This is a genomic window from Treponema sp. OMZ 798, from assembly GCF_024181385.1.
Taxonomy (GTDB): Bacteria; Spirochaetota; Spirochaetia; order Treponematales; family Treponemataceae; genus Treponema_B.
Genome location: NZ_CP051305.1, coordinates 107651 through 125279 on the forward strand (window position 1 = coordinate 107651; position 17629 = coordinate 125279).

Below are 17629 nucleotides of genomic sequence, written 5' to 3' on the forward strand. Positions count from 1 at the left end.
ACTTTTTTTTCAAATATTGAGATATTTAGAGAATGAGTGATAAAAAAGAAATTGTTCCGATTGAAAGTTTGCTGCCGCAAAAGCTGAATATTATTCCCTTGAGCGGCAGGCCCATTTTTCCCGGCATTTTTACGCCGCTTTTAATTAATGCACCCGAAGACATAAGATCGATTGAAGATGCTTATGCGGGCGACGGCTTTATAGGGCTTACCCTTCTTAAAAACAATATAGAAAATCCTCAAGCCAAGGACTTGTACAAGGTGGGCTGTGCCGCCAAAATTGTGCGCAAGATAAATCTGCCCGACGGCGGACTCAATGTTTTTATCGCAACGCAAAAACGCTTTAAGATACGCAAAACGGTCAACGATACAAATCCGATAGTCGTAGCCGTTCAATACCTTGATGATGAAGAAGAAAAAAGCCACGAGGTGGAAGCTCTTACCCGAGCCCTCATAAGCGAGATGAAGCAGCTTTCAGAAAACAATCCCTTGTTCTCTGAAGAGATGCGGCTCAATATGATTAACATTGACCATCCCGGAAAAATAGCCGACTTTATCGCAAGTATCTTAAACATTCAAAAAGAAGACCAGCAAAAAATTCTTGAAACCCTAAACGTAAAAAAGAGGATGGAAGAGGTCTTTGTTCACATTAAAAAAGAACAAGAACTTTTACAGGTTCAGCGCAAGATTCAGGAAGACCTTAACATGCGGGTCGAGAAAAACCAGCGCGATTATTTTTTAAGGGAAGAGCTAAAGTCAATCAAAGAGGAACTTGGGCTTACATCGGATCCTAAGACCAATGAAGAAGAAAATTTTGCAAAGAGGATAGAAGAATTTCAGTTTACGGGCGAGGTAAAAGAGGTGGTGGATTCCGAGTTCGAAAAGTTTAAGATGCTCGATCCCTATTCCTCCGAATACATAGTTACCCGCAATTACTTGGAAACAATTCTTTCCCTTCCGTGGAAGAATTCTGAGCCGGAGGAGTATGATATTGCAAAGGCTCAAAAGATTTTAAACAAGGATCACTACGGGCTTGAAGACGTAAAGACCCGAATAATAGAATACCTTTCAGTGCGTAAGCTAAAAAAAGATACCAAGGGTTCTATCATCCTTTTACTCGGCCCGCCCGGTGTAGGTAAAACGAGTGTCGGAATGTCTATCGCCCGTGCTATGTCTAAGCCCTTCTTCAGGTTTTCGGTCGGAGGCATGAGGGATGAGGCCGAAATAAAGGGCCACCGAAGAACCTACATCGGCGCCATGCCGGGTAAAATCCTCCAGGGCTTAAAGATAGTAAAAACCAATTCTCCGGTCTTTATGATTGACGAGGTCGATAAGATGGGGCAAAGCTATCAGGGCGACCCCTCAAGTGCCCTCCTTGAAGTTTTAGATCCCGAGCAAAATATAAACTTTAGAGATCACTATTTGGATTTGCCCTTTGACCTTTCCAACATAGTTTTTATCCTCACGGCTAACACCCTCGATTCCATTCCACGTCCTCTTTTGGACAGGGCCGAGGTAATAAAGCTTTCGGGCTACATCGATGCCGAAAAGGTACAGATAGCAAAAAAACACCTTATTCCGAAGAGTCTTGAAAAGCACGGCCTCAAAAAAAATCAGGCGGTCTACAGTCAGGAGATGCTCCTTTATATTGCCAACTCTTATGCGAGGGAAGCCGGAGTGCGCAACTTTGAAAAGAAGCTTGATAAGATTCACCGCAAGGTCGCAACCGAAATTGTAAACGGTAAAAGAAAGGAAGACGAAAAGCTGACAGTAACAAAAGCCGATATTGAAAAGATGCTCGGCAAGGTTATATTTCGCGATGACGATATCAAAAAGGCCGATGTTCCCGGTACCTCGATTGGTCTTGCTTGGACTTCGATGGGAGGAGATACTCTTTTGATAGAAACGGCATCGATGGCCGGAAAGGGAGGCTTTAAACTTACGGGCCAGGCCGGAAACGTTATGAAAGAATCTGCCGGTATAGCTCTTTCTTGGACAAGAATGTTTGCCGTAAAACATAAGATAAAAAATGCCGACTGGTTCGACAAAAATATAATTCACCTTCACCTACCCGAAGGGGCGACTCCCAAGGACGGACCTTCCGCAGGTATCACCATGGCCACGGCTCTTTTATCTCTTTTTTCGGGTAAAACAATCAAGCCGAAACTTGCAATGACGGGAGAGCTTTCACTCACCGGCCAAGTCCTTGCCATAGGCGGCCTAAAAGAAAAAACCATAGCCGCCCGCCGCAACGGAATAAAGGATGTCATCATTCCGCAGGCTAACACAAGGGACTTGGACGAAATCCCCGGCCACATTAAAAAGGGCATAAGCTTCCACCCCGTAAGTCATGTCGAAGAAGTCTTGGAAATAGCCTTTAAGGGTGCACTGACAAAGAAGAAGAGGTAGGGGAAGACTTTAATTATACTTAAAAGCAGATTAGCTGCTTGGGGAGTAGTTTTTTAAGGTATAAATCTAGTTTTAATATTCAAAACAAGGTATAATATTAGATATGAAACCTAAAGAGAAAAAAGAAATTTTTGATTTCCTAGAAGACAATAAAAATATTCTCCAATCCTATGGTGTAAAAAAAATAGGTCTTTTTGGTTCTTATGTACGTAATCAGCAGAATAAAAATAGCGATATTGATATATTGGTAGAATTTTATGCCGGTAAAAAAAATTATAATAATTTTATAAATTTAGTTTATTACTTGGAAGATAATCTGAATACCGAAATAGATTTATTAACCATAGAGAGTTTAAGCCCATATATCGGCAATAGAATACTCAATGAGGTTGAATATGTATCGATCGAATGAAGATTTATTTAAACATATTTTTGATGAAATTCTTTTTTTAGAATATGAAACAGATAATATGACAAAGGAAGTGTTTCTAAAAGATGAAAAAACTCAACGGGCATTTGCACGAAGTATTGAAATTATTGGAGAAGCCGTTAAAAATATTTCAAATGATGTAATCATTAAATATAAAGAAGTTCCATGGAGAAGTATTGCCGGTATGAGAGATAAACTTATTCATGGTTATTTTTCCGTTGATTATGAAATTGTGTGGGATGTCGCAAAAAATATTATTCCTGAATTTAAAGAGCAGCTGATAAAAATTATGAATGCGGAAAAAAATAAAAGTGACAGTTAAAGAGATAATTGCTGAAATCAATAACATAGAAATAGATATTACTCATTTTATAAGTATCTACAAAGCTGAAAATAGAGCCAGCAATTACAACGATTGGAATCATAAAGATGTCATAGCTCATTTGCTTGAATGGATTGCATTTTCAAAGAATAAGCTAAATGCCATTGCACATAATCAAGATTTTCAAGAGGTCAGTAATATTGATATATTCAATAAAGAAAATTATGTCAAAAATAAAAATAGACATATTGCCGAGTTGCAACATGACATAATCGTTGAACTAAATGAATACAAAAAGGCTGTGCTGTTGTATTCAGATGCTGATTTAAAAAGAAAAGATTTACCGATAGGTTTTTCTTTTGAACTATGGCGGTATATGGTAATGGATACTGTTACCCATCCTATCATGCATTTATTATATTATTTACTCAAAACAGAAAAGTATGAATTGTTCTTTAGATTATGCGAAAAACATAATGAATTATTTTATCGTTATTCAGAAAGAAATCAAAAAAGATTCAACATGGGTTGAAGTTGATTATATGGCAACATGGAAATATGGATATGATTTTATTCTGGATGCAGTTCAAGTTTTAATCGATATGGATTTCAAAGATAATACCCAAAAAGCAGCTACTTTTTTTATTGCCGGAGCCTCCGATGAAGATCATATCGAGGAATTAAGAAAAGCCAACCTTAAAGTAAGAGAATGTCCTGTATTTCAAAAAGAATGCGGGGGAATTTCGATTGCAGGCAGCAGCTCATTTATGGAGGTCTCATTTCAAATTTGTTTCTTTAACCAGACTAATGTTATTAAATTGTTTTGTCCGGTAAAAGAATACTTCGAAAAAAATGGTGATCGGGTCTTTGATAACTATCTTAATAGTATTGAAATAAAAGCATATTGTGCAGATACAGAAAGGAGAGTAAGAGAAGAATTGAAACCTAAATTAAAAAAATAAAAACCGCATAACACAATTTTCAAATCCGACAAACCGGTCAAGGCTGTTTGTGTTTTAAAACAATGTAGGTTTATAATTATTAGTATGATAGACAATAGCAATTATTTAATATATTAAATATTTTTATTTATCTATTGACAAATATGCACTATAATGCATATAATATAATTATGTGGAAAGTTAATGTAACGGAAGAATACGAAGAATGGTATAAATCTTTGGATAAGGATAGTATGTCAGAGTTGTACTATTTGACGGAGCTTTTGAGATTAAATGGTCCTGAATTAAGCCGTCCATATGCGGATATTATCCATGGTTCAAAGAAGATAAAAAATTTAAAAGAATTAAGAGGCCGAACTTCTGAAACAGTTTTAAGAGTTTCTTTTTTCTTTGATAAGGAAAGAAAAGCAATTTTGCTTATAGGCGGGGATAAAAAAGGTGTAAATGAAAAGAAGTTTTATAAAGATTTAATAAAACGATCGGAAGAAATTGCTGAAAAATATGGATATATTTAGGAGGTTAATATGAAAGATGCGTTTGAAATGATGGAAAGATATATGAGTGAGGAAGAAGTAAGGAAAGCAAAATTAAAAGCAGAAAGAGAAAATTTTTCGATCAAATTAGCTAGGATTAGAGAATTACAGGAACTGACTCAAAGCGAGATTGCAAATTTTAGTCAATCATCTGTTTCAAGATTAGAAAAAAGAAAGGATATAAAGCTATCAACACTTATTGATTATATTGATAGTATTGGAATGGGACTAGAAATAAAAATATATCCTAAATTAACTAATTCAAAAGTAAAAGAAGAAGTTTTATTAAGAACATAAGATATCCTAACACCCGCTTCAACGTTGACATTTGATAGGTATTTTAAGATACTTATCTCGTAAAATATTACGAATATTGGAGGTTAGTATGATTGCTATAAAACCAGTTTCGGATTTACGTAATTATAATGAAGTTTGTGCGGAACCGGCCTATAATATTTTTTTTGATCTAAAAATAAATTTATAGGAGACGTGTAGAAATATTTAATAAAAGTTATTGACAGCAAGTACCTAATTTTGTTATAGTATAAGTAAGGAAAGTAAGGAGGTGCTTTATGGAACTTGCAAAAGTAACTTCAAAAGGTCAGATTACAATTCCTCTTACGATAAGAAATCTGCTTGGATTAAAAACCGGTGATAAAGTTTTTTTTAAGGAGAATAGAGGAAAGGTTTATATTATGAATGCGTCTCAAATAAGTTTATCAAATATTCAAGCTCAAATGCAAGGAGAAGCAGAAAAAGCAGGCTTTCAAACAGAAGATGATGTCATTACTTATATCAAGGAATTACGGAAAGCACGTTGAGAGTTTTTGTAGATACAAATATCGTTATTTCTGCGATACTTTTTCCTAATGTTAAAACGGCTAGAGTCTTTTCCCATTTGCTTGCAAAGCATACGGTGATAATTTATTCATATACAAGGGAAGAATGCGAAGAGGTTTTTGAAAAGAAATTTCCGTTGAAAAAAGAACTGTTGGATATTTTTTTTGATGGAATTAGTTTTGAAGAATTTAAAAGTCCTGAGAAAATTGATGAAGATCAATATCCAAAAATTCGGGACATAAAAGATTTACCGATTCTTGTATCTGCAATTTTATCTGATTCCGATATTTTGATTACCGGAGACAAAGATTTTGAAGATATAAAAATTGATAAGCCATTAATTTTTACGCCAACAAAATATTTTGACTTGATTGAAGAAATAACCTAACACTCGCTTCAACGCTGACAACTAGGACAAATCCGTTTGTAGGTTAAGCGAATGTTATGCTCACAAACCATAGTCTTAGTATGAAAGGAAGGTATTAAAACTGGAATTGAGAGAAATAGAAAATATTGCCAAAGAAAATTATTCCGCTGCTAAGCTTCAAAATAAATGGTATGAATGCGTAAATTTTGCTTTTTATTTATTAGATAAAAAAATTGAATCTAAAAACATATATATTTTGGCAGGCTTAAATTCAGATGATTATGATAATATAAATAAATATTTTCTTGCTGTCATTGATGAACTTAAAATAGTTAAAATAAATGAAAATATTAACTATAATTTTTTGTGCTATTTAAGTAGAAAAATTCATAATGATGAAATTGAAGCGATATATGCGCTTACAATAAAAAAAGAAATAATGTTATAGCGACAGGCAGCGGTAGTATGCAGCTTTTCACTGCTTACTAAACTATTATCTGCTTGACATATACACGCAAAACGTATATAATATGACTATGATAAAGAGTTTTGCGGATAAAGATACGGAACTTATCTACAATCAAAAGTTTTCTAGACGGCTTCCTACTACAATACAGAAAGTTGCCTTGCGTAAACTGATGATGTTGGATAACGCAAAATGTCTGGAAGATTTACGAATGCCGCCTAGCAATCATCTGGAACTTCTTGTTGGAAACAGAAAAGGTCAGCATTCAATCCGTATAAATAACCAATGGCGTGTCTGTTTTACCGAAAAAGACGGGCATTATTATGATGTAGAAATTGTGGATTACCACTAGGAGCAAACTATGTCTGATTATATTGAAACACCTACAATGGGAGAAATCCTTAATGAAGAATTTTTCATTCCTCTTGGTCTTTCTGCCTATAAAGTTGCAAAAGAAATAAATGTTCCAACTTCCCGAATTCAGGATATTCTCCATAACCGCAGGAGAATTACCGTAGATACATCTTTGCGTCTTGCAAAATTTTTCGGAATGTCCGACGGATATTTTATGTCATTGCAGAATGATATAGATATTCGGAATGCCAAATTGGAACTTGCTCCCCAGCTGGAAGAAATAAAGACTTATGTGTATGCGTAAAAAAATGCCGTCAGAGCAATAATATAAATAGTATTCCTGAACTTGAAAAACAGGGTATTTTGCAATACAGGGAACTTATTCAAGGATATTATAGAATTGTATATGAAATTTTAAGTGATGCTGCAATAATACATACAATTATTGACGGTAGAAGAAATTTTGAGGATATCATCATTTCAAAATTATCCCGCTATTATGAAAGTAAAATATAAGTTTCTAATTCAACTTTTCCCTAACCCTCATTCATTGACTAATTATAATCATTTATGATAATATATCTAAAAATTTAATATATTGTGAGGTCATTATGATAGAAGTAAATGCTATGGGACAGGCTTGTCCTATTCCCGTTATTATGGCAAAAAAGGCTGTAAGAGAAAATACGGGGAAAGAAAATATTTTGGTTAAGGTGGATAATGAGGTTGCAACTCAAAACCTTTCGAAGATGGCAGCTCAGCTCGGTATAGGGGTTGAAGTAAACAAGACAAATGAAAAAGAGTTTACCGTTCTTTTAAAGGCCGCGGAGGGTGTAAGTTTAAATCCTGTTGCGGTGCCTCAAACTTCAAGCGGTGAATATGCCGTTGTTATAAACTCGGATCAGATGGGATCGGGAGATGAAGGCTTCGGAAAAAAACTTTTAGAAGGCTTTATCTATGCTCTCACAGAACAGGATGTGCTTCCCAAGTTCGTTATCTGTTATAATTCGGGAGTAAGGCTTACAACAGAAAACGAAAAAACCGTAAACGACCTAAAGGCTCTTGCTTCTCAAGGCTGTGAGGTTCTTTCTTGCGGACTATGTCTTGACTTTTACGGGCTTAAAGAAAAGCTTCAGGTCGGTTCTCACACAAATATGTACCGCATCACCGAAATTATGCGTACCCATTTTGTAGTGCGTCCCTAAGCTTCAAATTATAATTTAAGAAGATATCGAGGTTAAAAGATTTTGAAAACCTACGGCATTTTTTCGTTTTCGTCTTCTCATCATGCGATAGCGGCTGAAGCCGTAACTTCAGGCGGAAGAGCCTCGGAGGACGGGGGGCTGACTGAGGCGAGGCTTATTCCGCTGCCGCCTGAGATTTCTGCGGGCTGCGGACTTGTTCTAAGGGTAAATGAAGGCGGAATAAAAGAAGCCGCTCGCCTCCTAGCCGAGGCCGAGATTCCCTACACGGGAACCTATCTATTAAAAACAGAAAAAGGTGAGAGGATTGTGGAAAAATATGATCTATCTTGACAATAGTGCAACCACTCTTCAAAAGCCCGAAAGCGTGGCTCAAGAAGTTTTTCGCGGGCTTGCTTCAAACAAGTTCGGGAATCCGGGCAGAGGAGCTCACTCTTCGGCCCATGCAGCCCTCACGGAGCTTTTTAAAACAAGGCAGACCCTTGCAAGGCTTTTTAACATAAAAAAAACCTTAAATGTTGCCTTCTGCCAAAATGCTACTTCCGCCTTAAACCTTGTAATAAAAAGCTTATTTTTAGGCAAAGAAAAGGATACCCACATCATAACCACCGCCCTTGAGCATAACTCGGTTTTGCGCCCCCTTTATCAGCTTGAAAAAGAAGGGGCTCACCTTTCGGTTATTCCCATCGAAGAAGGCTTTTTGCGTTATGATCTAATCGAAAAAGAAATCGAAGAGCACACCAAGGCGATTATAGTAAACCACTGCTCAAACGTCATAGGCTCAATCTGTGATTTGGACCGGGTTCATTCCATATGCAAAAAACACGGACTAATCATGATTGTGGATGCTTCTCAAAGTGCGGGGACTATTCCTATAGATGTTTCAAAATACGGGCAAAGTATCTTTTGCTTTACGGGGCATAAGGGGCTTTACGGGCCTCAAGGGACGGGCGGAATTGTCGTAAACGGCGCCTTCGATTTTGCTCCCGTCTTTTCGGGGGGAAGCGGGGTTCATTCTTTTGATAAGGCTCACCCTTCCGAAATGCCAGACATCTTTGAAGCCGGAACCATGAATGTTCCCTCCTTTATGGGCTTAAATGCCGGCGCCTCCTATGTTTTAAAAACAGGCATTGATTCCATTCAAAAAAAATTGGCCGATTTAAAATTAAGCTTTATCGAAGAAATAAAAAACATTCCCAATATCAAAATATACGGAACCCCTTGGAGCGAAAAAACGGGGCCTGTTGTAGGCCTAAACATAGGCTCCATCCCGTCGGGCGAAATAAGCCGCCTCCTCGATGAGGATTACGGTATTGCAAGCCGCCCGGGAGCCCACTGTGCTCCCTTGGTACACAAGGCTTTGGGCACCGAAGAGCAGGGCATAGTACGATTCAGCTTTTCTTCGTTTAATACCTTTGAAGAAATCAAGCAAGCTGCCGAGGCCTTAAAAGAAATAGCCGGCAAGTCATAAAAAAAGCGGCCGATTTTAAAATCGGCCGCTTGCTTAAAATCTTTTAATAAATATTAAGAATTATTTATCCGTTTAGATAACTGCTCCTGAAAGCTCGCCTGGGGCCTTTTTGCCTCTGGTAATCATCTCTCCGGCTTTTTTACCCTTTGACGTTGCAGCGATAAAATATGATGCAATATAAATTGACGAATAGGTACCGCTTATAAGACCTACAATTAGGGCTAAGGCAAAGTCCTTCATGGCATCGGTTGTAAACACATAAAGAGCTACAACTGCAACCATTGTCGTCATTGTTGTAATAATTGTTCTGGTAAATACTTCAGTTAAAGCCTTATCCAAAACTTCGTTACATTCAAGCCTTGGCTCAAGATGAATCTTTTCACGGATACGGTCAAAGATAACGATTGTATCGTTTATCGAGTAACCGATAATCGTAAGGATTGCAGCTATGGTCGTCGAATTAAATTCCATCTGAGTCCATGAGATGAACATAACCATTACCATTGTATCGTGAAGCAGGGCTAAGATAGCAGCTACAGAAAAATTCCACTGGAAGCGGAACATTGCATAAACAAAGATTAAGACCAAGGCACCGCCCACAAGTAAAATTGCCTGTTTGGCCAATGAAGAAGAAAAGCGCGAACCTACAAAGTCTGTTCCCATAACTGCAATGTTTTCAGTGCCGTAGGCAGCATTTAAAGCAGAGGTTATAATTGAGCGCAGCTCTTTGTTTGCATTTTCGTATTTTCCGTCATCTGCTAGTCTTATCTGAAAATACCTGTCTTCAGGTGTTCCCAATTGCTGAACTGAAACCGAAGGAATGGAAGAAAGAGCGTGGCGCACCTCATCAGTGCTTATTGGTTTAAGATTTTTATCCAAATAATGGAGTCTAAAAATTTCTTGAGAAAGACGGGGTGAGGATTCCGAATCCGTAAACAAGTCTTTGAGCAGTGTGTTTGCAGATGCATTTATTTTAACCTTTAGACCTTCGATAGAAGCAATACCGTCAGCAAAGTCTTTAAGAGTCGGATTATCGGCAAACTTAAATACGTAAGATTTGTTTTCTGCATCCAGAGAGGTGGTCGTAATTGAAATGTCGGATATACCTTGTGAAAAGGAAACTGTTAAAGGCCCTTCATAGGAAAGCTCTACTGCCGTAGGTGCAATCTTGATCTTTTCAATAAAACCGGCCTGAAAGTCAATACCAAAATTTATTCCTTTGGTGAAATAGCCTATAATTCCAAAGGTCATAAGCCCTATACTGATAATTACGCCCGGAACAAAAAATTTTGAAAAACTAATTACTTTTTTCATTTTCTAACTTCCTCCAGCTGATATGAATCTTATTTAATTTTAGAGTTTGAGTTCCGAAGTCGAATATTAAGCGCGAAACAAACAAGGCGGTAAATACTGAAGAAACAACGCCTATAGCTAAGCTGTATGCAAAGCCCTTTATCGGTCCTGTTCCTAGGATGGATAAGAAGAAGGCTGCAATGAATGTTGTAATGTTGGAGTCCATAATTGCAGAAAATGCATGTTCAAATCCTGCATTTATAGCGGCTTCCCTTGTTTTACCGAGTTTAAGTTCTTCTTTTATTCTTTCAAAAACAACAACGTTAGCGTCAACAGCCATACCTATGGTCAAAATCATACCGGCAATGCTGGGCAAGGTAAGAGTTAGGTTAAAGGCTGAAAGAATACTGAACATTATATAAAGGTTTAAAATTTGGGCAATACAAGCGTTGATACCCGCTTCTTTATAGAATACAAGCATGAAGATCAAAACGGCTATTAAGCCCCACTGTAAGGCCATAATACCTTCGTTAATCTTTTCGTCTCCTAAGCTGGCTCCTACAACCTGCTGTGTTTCAAGCTGGAGAGGAACATTTAGCCATGCAGTTCTTAAAACCGTTTTAAGGTTATTTGCCTCTGTTGCAGACATTCCGCTTATACTTCCTGCTCCTCCCGTTATAGGTTCTTTGAGGTTGGGGGCAGACTTTATCTTATTGTCCGAAACTATGGCGAGTCTTTTTCCGACATTGTTTGCCGTCAATTCTGCAAATATCTTTGCTCCTTCGGCATCAAGTGAGAAGTTTACTAAAGGATTATTGGATCTTTGATCTGCTGAGGTGTCTACGCTTACAAGATGCTTTCCTTCAAGACCTGCCTGTTTTTTTACAACTAGGAAGGGCTCTCTGTCGTCTCTTTCGTCTATGCCGTAGGCATCTTTATGATATACGCCCAGAACCATGCAGTCTGCAGGTATAATTCCGGGGTTTAAAAGATTGTATTCTGCATCAAAGGTTTTTCCCGGATTGTTTCGGTAGTACTCTCTAAAGGCCTGTGTTGCCTCATCATCCACTATATGAAAAGCCAAAATACCGCGTCCCATGATAATGGAGTTTATCTTATCTGCATCGGCCGCTCCCGGCATTTCAATATAGATTCGATCATCTCCTTGGCGTCTAATTACAGGGTCTGTAAGGCCGAACTTGTCTATTCGGCTTCTGAGGGTGTCCATGGCTAAAGTCATGGCGGCCTTCTTTGAGTCGGCTATGGTCTCGCTGCTTGCTCCGTCTGCAGAAATAGCTGCATCCAAGTCGGCTTTGATAATAACCAGCATACCGCCTGAAAGGTCAAGTCCTAATTTTACGGCATTTGTTTGATATTTTTTTATACCTAAAATCGAATCCCTATACGCAGTTTCTAAGATAGGCTGGGCTACAGGAATGAACTTTTCCTTTGAGGAAAGCTTAAAACTTGCTGCCACATCTTGAGCTGTCCATTGAGAGGGAATTTCCATACCTAAGGCCTTTCTACGGGCCTTAGCTTCTTTAATGATAGGATCATATTTTTCCGAAAGAGGCTCTGTTGAATTTGAAGCAGCCATTTCTATAAGTTTGTCCACATCAGCTCTTGCCATGTTTTCGGAATAATCTTTAATCTTTTCTCTTGATGCCAAGGCTAATGCCTTATCTTCTTGATTTGTCCAAAAATACCATTTAAGGGTAGGGTGTAAGAAAACAAAGCACAAGGCAATGACAAGAAGAACAACGATAAATCTAAATCTTTTGCTCATTATTTATCTCCCTTTGCGGTTCTAAGTTTAAAATTTAAAACCGCAAATTGTTTTATTTTGATTCGTTTTGTGAGGCGCTATCGTTGCTTTCGGAGTCATTTGATTTTTTTCCGAATAAAGATCTTTTCTTTTCTCCTTCCCCGCCGAAATCGGGCTTGGGAGGCTCATCTTTTAAAACGGCTCCTACTGCAGAACGGTTAATTTCGATTTTGCAGTTATCATCAACTTTTATGATAATGGTCTTTTCTTTTGTAGAACTCACAACACCATGAATACCGCCGATAGTGATTATCTTATCTCCCTTTTGAAGCTGAGAGATCATTCTTTCTGTTTTTTGCTGTTCTTTTTTTTGCGGGCGTATAAGCAAAAAATAAAAAATAACGAAAACCAAGAGCATTGGTATTAAAAAACCGAAGGAGCCGAAACCGCCCGGAGCTGCTCCTTGTAATAAAGGCATAAAATTCATAAAACCCATCCTTTTTAAAGTAATTTAAAATATAAATATAGTGAAACACAATACCATATTTTTACATATTCAGTCAATAAGAGGTAAACTTTTAAAAAATAGTTTTTTTTATGTTGAATTTTATAAAACTTTTTTTCTGAAATTTTACTAAAAATTGCGTTTACAAGCCTATAATTAGTTGAAAGCAAGGGAGCGGCGCCGCCTTAAGCTTTAGTAAAATTATTGAACAAGTGTTCAAATTAAAGTTATTTTTTGATTTTTGGAGGTATGAAATGAAATCATTAAACTCGCTAATTATTGAAGGAAACATGGTTCGGGAACCTGTTTTAAAAACTACGGCAAATGGGACTGCCTTATGTACCTTTGCTATTGCTTCAAACCGAAACTACAAAAAAGATAATGAATTTGTGCAGGAAACTTCATATTTTGATGTAGAAACATGGGCAAGTCTTGCAAAATTATGCGAACAAAACGGGGCTAAGGGCAGGGGAGTCCGTGTTGTCGGCAGAATTAAGCAGGACAGGTGGGTTGGTACGGATGGGAAAAATTACAGCAAGGTAAAGGTCGTTGCAGAACATGTAGAATTTAAGCCCGTCTTTAAAAATTCGGGCGATAGGGCCGAGGCAAGAGAGGAGGTGCTTATTGAAGAAAAAGTAATGACATTTTAAATAATTGTGCTATCAGGGCCTAAAACGATTTCTTTACCTAAAAGCTGCTTTACAGGTTATTCACTCATCGGGCCTTGATAGCACCTTATTAGGCATATAGCTTTTTTACTATAAAAAGGCCTAATCTGCGGGGTAAAATTCTATACAAAAGCAGCAAGAAGGCGTAAGTCCAATCATAAGGATAAAAAAATCCGATTTTCCGCTTTTCGGCGAGGGAGACAACGAATTTTCCTAATCTTTCGGGGTTCATTCCTTTTTGCTCGTCCTTTTCCATTTTGGAAACGCTTTTTGAGATTCTCCCATCATAAATATCGTCTCCGGCATTTGATTTGTCCCTCGCAGCCGTGAAGGGGGTAGCAACGTCTCCGGGCATTATCAAGGCACAGTCTACACCGAAGGGTTGAAGTTCCGCTCTAAAAGCTTCTAAGAGTTTTCCTAAAGCAGCCTTCGATGCCGAATAAAAGGCCTGAAAGGGGATGGCAATTTCTCCTGCTATAGAGGTGATCACAAATATCTTTCCGAAAGACTGAGGTCTCATATACGAGGCTGCAACCCTTATAAATAAAAAAGCACCGAAAAAATTTACATCCATCTGTCTTTTTGCATCTTCGAGACTTGTAAATTCCACAGCTCCCGAAATGCCGAATCCTGAGGCACAGACGGCTAAATCAATCCTTCCTTCCTTTTCCCAAATATCGGCAAAGGCCCTTGTCAGTTTTTCTTCATCCGTAATATCAAGTGAAATATGCTTAACTTTATCTTCCTGCAAGCTTAAAAATTCTCTGCGGCTCATGGTGTATACAAAATAATTTTTTAGAACCAAGGCCTTTGTAATCTCAAGGCCTATACCGCTTGAGCCTCCGCTTACCACCGCTATTTTTTTCACAACTATATCCTCTTTTATTTAATTGAAGTCTGCCTCATTATAGGTAAAAATATAATTTTCTTCTATCGGAAAAATTGTAAATTGTGCGGATACTTGAAAATTTATAAATCTTCATATATACTTGGCGGGTAAAAATTTATCCTAAGGAGTTTAAAATGATTTCACGAAATGCAGCTTTTAGAGAATCTAATTTACCTCTTCCTTCAAAACAAACCGGAAAGGTCAGGGACTGGTATTCACCTGAAGCAGGCAAGCGCTTGATTGTAACAACCGATAGAATTTCTGCCTTTGACAGGGTTTTAACAGCTCTTCCGTATAAGGGGCAGGTTTTAAACCAGCTTTCTCTTTGGTGGTTTGAAAATACCAAGGATATAATCAAAAATCACATAATTTCTTGTCCGGATCCTAACTGCATTCTCGTAACGGAGGTTAAGCCCCTTCCCATAGAGGTAATAGTGAGGGGATACATTACGGGTGTAACTTCAACGGCTCTATGGTATAGGTATTCCTTAGGCGAAAGAAACATTTACGGGTACGATTTTCCTGAAGGCTTGACAAAAAATCAGGCTCTTCCTAAACCGATTATTACACCCACTACAAAGGGCGGTCCCACGGGTCACGATGAAAGGCTTACCTGCGATGAGGTAGTTTCGCAGGGCTATCTGTCAAAAGAGCAGTGGAACTCTGTGCAAAAGGCAGCTCTTGCCCTTTTTGAGTGCGGCCAAAAAAGTGCAAAAGAAGCAGGCTTAATTTTGGTTGATACAAAATACGAATTCGGTGTAGATAAGGATAATAATATTCTTTTGATAGATGAGGTTCATACCCCGGATTCTTCACGCTATTGGAAGCTCGACACTTATGAGCAAAGACTAAAGGAAGGTAAGGAGCCCGAAAACTTCGATAAGGAATTTGTAAGAATGGCCTACGCCGCAAAGGGCTACCGAGGCGACGGCGAAATACCGGAACTTGATGAAGATGTCTGGAACGAGGCTATTCAGCTTTATATTACGGCCTACGAAAAGTTGACAAAATCGAAATTTGTTCCGGGAGAATATCCGGCCGAAGAGCGCATAGCAAAAAACTTAAAAAAGGCAGGTCTGATGTGAAACCTCTCGTAATAATACTTATGGGCTCGTCCTCGGATATGAGCCATGCAGAAAAAATAGCCTCAGAGTTAAAGGTTTTTGGAATAGAGTATGCTATAAGAATCGGCTCGGCTCATAAAACGGCAGAGCATGTTGTTTCTATGCTAAAAGAATATGAGGCTCTCGATAGGCCGAAACTATATATTACAATTGCCGGAAGAAGCAATGCTCTTTCAGGTTTTGTGGACGGCTTTGTAAAGGGTGCGACAATTGCCTGTCCTCCTTCTTCCGACAGCTTTGCAGGGGCAGACATTTATTCTTCTCTTAGGATGCCATCAGGCATTTCTCCTGCCCTGGTGTTGGAGCCTAAAAATGCCGCCCTCCTCGCTGCAAGAATCTTTTCGCTTTACGATAAGGAAATAGCAGGCGCAGTCAGATCTTATATGGAATCAAATGCTCAAAAAATAATTGAAGATGATTCCAAACTAAAATTAACAAACTAAAATTAAAATCAAGGCAGTTTTATATGTACTATAAGACTGCCTAAATAATATTATGGTGGAATAAAATGCACAAACGATTTTTTTTAACGGCTGCACTATGCTGCCTTTTTGTAACTAATCTTTATACTCAAAACACTGATGAAAAACTCGAAGCCGGTAAGCCGGTTGCTGTTACGGCTTATAAGATTGAAAGTGTTGAATACATCATAAAAGGTTTTACTAAGGTGAAACCCCTATCGGCTAAAGTTCCTGTGGATACAAATCGAGTGTTTACCTCTAAAGAAGAATTTGATTTATATATAGCAGAACTGAATTCGGAATTCACTAATATGAGGACAATAGAGTCCCATGAAATTACTTTCGATTTTTTGGAGTCTCAAAATAATATTACTCCTGTAAAGCTTAAAATATATGTTAAAGATACATGGAATATCATAGCCTTGCCTTATCCGAGCTTTGATTCGAACAAAGGGCTTGAGTTTAAAATTAAGTTAAAAGATTTTAATTTTTTAGGTTCTCTTGAGCCTCTTACAATGGACTTAATATATAACCGTAACAATGATGGAAAATCTTCTTTTTCACTAGGATCAAATTTTGCTCTGCCCTTTTATATTAATCCGGTGAAGCTTCTTTGGAGCACTAATGCAGGAATGAATATAGATCAGGATAAAAATTTCGGATTTAACTTTGGTACTGGGCTAAATGCTTCATATAAACCGGGTGTTGATTGGATTACTTTAACGGCAGGTATAACTCAGGGTATAAATGTTTATGCATCTCCGTCAGAAAAAAATTATTATCTTACAAACGGTTTTTATACATCTTTGTCTTTTGACATATATAAAAATCAGACCTTAGGTACAATCACATGGACTCCTTCTTTTGGTATAAACGGTAATTGGAAGTTCACAAAAATTATCGATGAGAATAGAAAAGGATTAAATATTAATTGGGCCCATAGTTTTGATATGGGAAGAGTGAACTGGATAAATAATTTCCGGCAGGGTTTTAATTTAGATTTAAGCAATACGTATACTTATAATACATATAGAAAGGGAAATGTAGATGTTTCTTTTGAACTCGAAACAAAGGGCTTTTATTCTTTCTTGGATAGGGTAGGACTGTACGGCCGGCTTGATTTCCATTATAACCTATTTACTAAAAAGTCAAACAGGGGCGGAGAAATTTTGCGCGGTATTTTAAATAAACGGATTTCTACAGATACGGCTATTAGTTTTAACTTTGACGTACCTGTAAAAATCGGAGTTTTTAAATGGGAAGAAATTACCGGAATTGAATGGACCCGCTTTTTCGGATTTGAGTTACATATATCTCCATTTTTAGATATGGCCTTGGTACATGATACCGAATCAAACACTTATTATAATCCTAAATACGGCTGGTATTCGGGCGGTTTAGAAATAATAATGTATCCGATAAAAATGAGAAGTATTTATGCGCGTATAAGCTATGGGCATGATCTAAGAGAAATAAAAAATAGAAAAGGCTATGCAAAGCGTGACGGCGGGCCCGTTTCCGAAATTTTTATCGGTATAGGTCTTCATTATTAAAAAAAGTATTCCTAAA

Annotated in this window: 23 protein-coding genes; 19 read left to right on the plus strand and 4 right to left on the minus strand. The window is 37.7% G+C overall.

The window, feature by feature from the left end; translation table 11 throughout:
• The first annotated feature begins 32 nt into the window (after nucleotides 1-32).
• From lon to E4O07_RS00540, 15 genes are all read left to right on the plus strand, one after another.
• On the plus strand, nucleotides 33-2408 hold the full coding sequence (gene lon, locus E4O07_RS00470; protein ID WP_253686721.1) for an endopeptidase La: 2376 nt from the start codon (nucleotides 33-35) through the stop codon (nucleotides 2406-2408).
• Nucleotides 2409-2511: 103 nt separating this feature from the next.
• Nucleotides 2512-2820 (plus strand): nucleotidyltransferase family protein, encoded by a 309-nt coding sequence (locus tag E4O07_RS00475; RefSeq protein ID WP_253686722.1) that lies wholly within the window; start codon nucleotides 2512-2514, stop codon nucleotides 2818-2820.
• Nucleotides 2804-3160 (plus strand): HepT-like ribonuclease domain-containing protein, encoded by a 357-nt coding sequence (locus tag E4O07_RS00480; protein ID WP_253686723.1) that lies wholly within the window; start codon nucleotides 2804-2806, stop codon nucleotides 3158-3160. The genes E4O07_RS00475 and E4O07_RS00480 overlap by 17 nt, the downstream gene beginning before the upstream one ends.
• Nucleotides 3132-3692 carry a ClbS/DfsB family four-helix bundle protein gene (locus E4O07_RS00485; protein WP_253686724.1) on the plus strand — a complete coding sequence of 187 codons (561 nt, stop codon included), beginning with the start codon at nucleotides 3132-3134 and terminating at the stop codon, nucleotides 3690-3692. Before E4O07_RS00480 ends, E4O07_RS00485 begins: the two co-directional genes overlap by 29 nt.
• On the plus strand, nucleotides 3637-4122 hold the full coding sequence (locus E4O07_RS00490; RefSeq protein ID WP_253686725.1) for a hypothetical protein: 486 nt from the start codon (nucleotides 3637-3639) through the stop codon (nucleotides 4120-4122). The genes E4O07_RS00485 and E4O07_RS00490 overlap by 56 nt, the downstream gene beginning before the upstream one ends.
• Nucleotides 4123-4292: 170 nt before the next feature.
• Nucleotides 4293-4637, plus strand: a complete 345-nt coding sequence (locus tag E4O07_RS00495; protein ID WP_253686726.1) for a type II toxin-antitoxin system RelE/ParE family toxin — start codon at nucleotides 4293-4295, stop codon at nucleotides 4635-4637.
• A gap of 9 nt (nucleotides 4638-4646) precedes the next feature.
• The gene (locus E4O07_RS00500) at nucleotides 4647-4952 is read left to right on the plus strand and encodes a helix-turn-helix domain-containing protein (RefSeq protein ID WP_253686727.1); all 306 of its coding nucleotides are present in this window, start codon (nucleotides 4647-4649) and stop codon (nucleotides 4950-4952) included.
• 275 nt (nucleotides 4953-5227) lie between these two features.
• Nucleotides 5228-5476 carry an AbrB/MazE/SpoVT family DNA-binding domain-containing protein gene (locus tag E4O07_RS00505; protein WP_253686728.1) on the plus strand — a complete coding sequence of 83 codons (249 nt, stop codon included), beginning with the start codon at nucleotides 5228-5230 and terminating at the stop codon, nucleotides 5474-5476.
• The gene (locus tag E4O07_RS00510) at nucleotides 5473-5883 is read left to right on the plus strand and encodes a putative toxin-antitoxin system toxin component, PIN family (protein ID WP_253686729.1); all 411 of its coding nucleotides are present in this window, start codon (nucleotides 5473-5475) and stop codon (nucleotides 5881-5883) included. Before E4O07_RS00505 ends, E4O07_RS00510 begins: the two co-directional genes overlap by 4 nt.
• 106 nt (nucleotides 5884-5989) lie before the next feature.
• The gene (locus E4O07_RS00515; protein ID WP_253686730.1) at nucleotides 5990-6310 is read left to right on the plus strand and encodes a hypothetical protein; all 321 of its coding nucleotides are present in this window, start codon (nucleotides 5990-5992) and stop codon (nucleotides 6308-6310) included.
• A gap of 88 nt (nucleotides 6311-6398) precedes the next feature.
• Nucleotides 6399-6680, plus strand: coding sequence for a type II toxin-antitoxin system RelE/ParE family toxin (locus tag E4O07_RS00520; protein ID WP_253686731.1), 282 nt, complete (start codon nucleotides 6399-6401; stop codon nucleotides 6678-6680).
• Nucleotides 6681-6689: 9 nt separating this feature from the next.
• Nucleotides 6690-6986: a HigA family addiction module antitoxin gene (locus E4O07_RS00525; protein WP_253686732.1), complete on the plus strand. Its 297-nt coding sequence runs from the start codon at nucleotides 6690-6692 to the stop codon at nucleotides 6984-6986.
• A 307-nt stretch (nucleotides 6987-7293) separates the two neighbouring features.
• Nucleotides 7294-7887, plus strand: a complete 594-nt coding sequence (gene yedF, locus E4O07_RS00530; RefSeq protein ID WP_253686733.1) for a sulfurtransferase-like selenium metabolism protein YedF — start codon at nucleotides 7294-7296, stop codon at nucleotides 7885-7887.
• 42 nt (nucleotides 7888-7929) lie between these two features.
• Entirely contained in the window at nucleotides 7930-8217 is a 288-nt protein-coding gene (locus E4O07_RS00535; RefSeq protein ID WP_253686734.1) for a putative Se/S carrier protein, read from the plus strand.
• On the plus strand, nucleotides 8204-9355 hold the full coding sequence (locus tag E4O07_RS00540; RefSeq protein WP_253686735.1) for an aminotransferase class V-fold PLP-dependent enzyme: 1152 nt from the start codon (nucleotides 8204-8206) through the stop codon (nucleotides 9353-9355). Before E4O07_RS00535 ends, E4O07_RS00540 begins: the two co-directional genes overlap by 14 nt.
• A 72-nt stretch (nucleotides 9356-9427) precedes the next feature.
• Here the strand turns inward: E4O07_RS00540 and secF are convergent, their stop codons facing one another.
• The 3 genes from secF to yajC are packed head-to-tail and all read right to left on the minus strand — an operon-like array spanning nucleotide 9428 to nucleotide 12900.
• Nucleotides 9428-10669, minus strand: a complete 1242-nt coding sequence (gene secF / locus E4O07_RS00545) for a protein translocase subunit SecF (RefSeq protein WP_253686736.1) — start codon at nucleotides 10667-10669, stop codon at nucleotides 9428-9430.
• Nucleotides 10653-12434: a protein translocase subunit SecD gene (gene secD / locus E4O07_RS00550; protein WP_253686737.1), complete on the minus strand. Its 1782-nt coding sequence runs from the start codon at nucleotides 12432-12434 to the stop codon at nucleotides 10653-10655. The genes secF and secD overlap by 17 nt, the downstream gene beginning before the upstream one ends.
• A gap of 52 nt (nucleotides 12435-12486) precedes the next feature.
• Complete coding sequence (gene yajC / locus E4O07_RS00555) at nucleotides 12487-12900, minus strand: preprotein translocase subunit YajC (RefSeq protein WP_253686738.1); 414 nt, start codon at nucleotides 12898-12900, stop codon at nucleotides 12487-12489.
• A gap of 272 nt (nucleotides 12901-13172) precedes the next feature.
• On the opposite strand from yajC, the gene E4O07_RS00560 reads away from it, so the two are divergent.
• Nucleotides 13173-13568, plus strand: a complete 396-nt coding sequence (locus E4O07_RS00560) for a single-stranded DNA-binding protein (RefSeq protein WP_253686739.1) — start codon at nucleotides 13173-13175, stop codon at nucleotides 13566-13568.
• Nucleotides 13569-13656: 88 nt separating this feature from the next.
• On the opposite strand, the gene E4O07_RS00565 is transcribed toward E4O07_RS00560, so the two are convergent.
• On the minus strand, nucleotides 13657-14454 hold the full coding sequence (locus E4O07_RS00565) for an SDR family NAD(P)-dependent oxidoreductase (protein WP_253686740.1): 798 nt from the start codon (nucleotides 14452-14454) through the stop codon (nucleotides 13657-13659).
• A 155-nt stretch (nucleotides 14455-14609) separates the two neighbouring features.
• On the opposite strand from E4O07_RS00565, the gene E4O07_RS00570 reads away from it, so the two are divergent.
• The 3 genes from E4O07_RS00570 (at nucleotide 14610) to E4O07_RS00580 (ending at nucleotide 17613) form a co-directional block, all read left to right on the plus strand.
• On the plus strand, nucleotides 14610-15560 hold the full coding sequence (locus E4O07_RS00570) for a phosphoribosylaminoimidazolesuccinocarboxamide synthase (protein ID WP_253686741.1): 951 nt from the start codon (nucleotides 14610-14612) through the stop codon (nucleotides 15558-15560).
• Nucleotides 15557-16042, plus strand: a complete 486-nt coding sequence (gene purE, locus E4O07_RS00575; RefSeq protein ID WP_253686742.1) for a phosphoribosylaminoimidazole carboxylase — start codon at nucleotides 15557-15559, stop codon at nucleotides 16040-16042. Before E4O07_RS00570 ends, purE begins: the two co-directional genes overlap by 4 nt.
• Before the next feature lie 65 nt (nucleotides 16043-16107).
• Entirely contained in the window at nucleotides 16108-17613 is a 1506-nt protein-coding gene (locus E4O07_RS00580; protein ID WP_253686743.1) for a hypothetical protein, read from the plus strand.
• The last annotated feature ends 16 nt before the right edge of the window (nucleotides 17614-17629 follow it).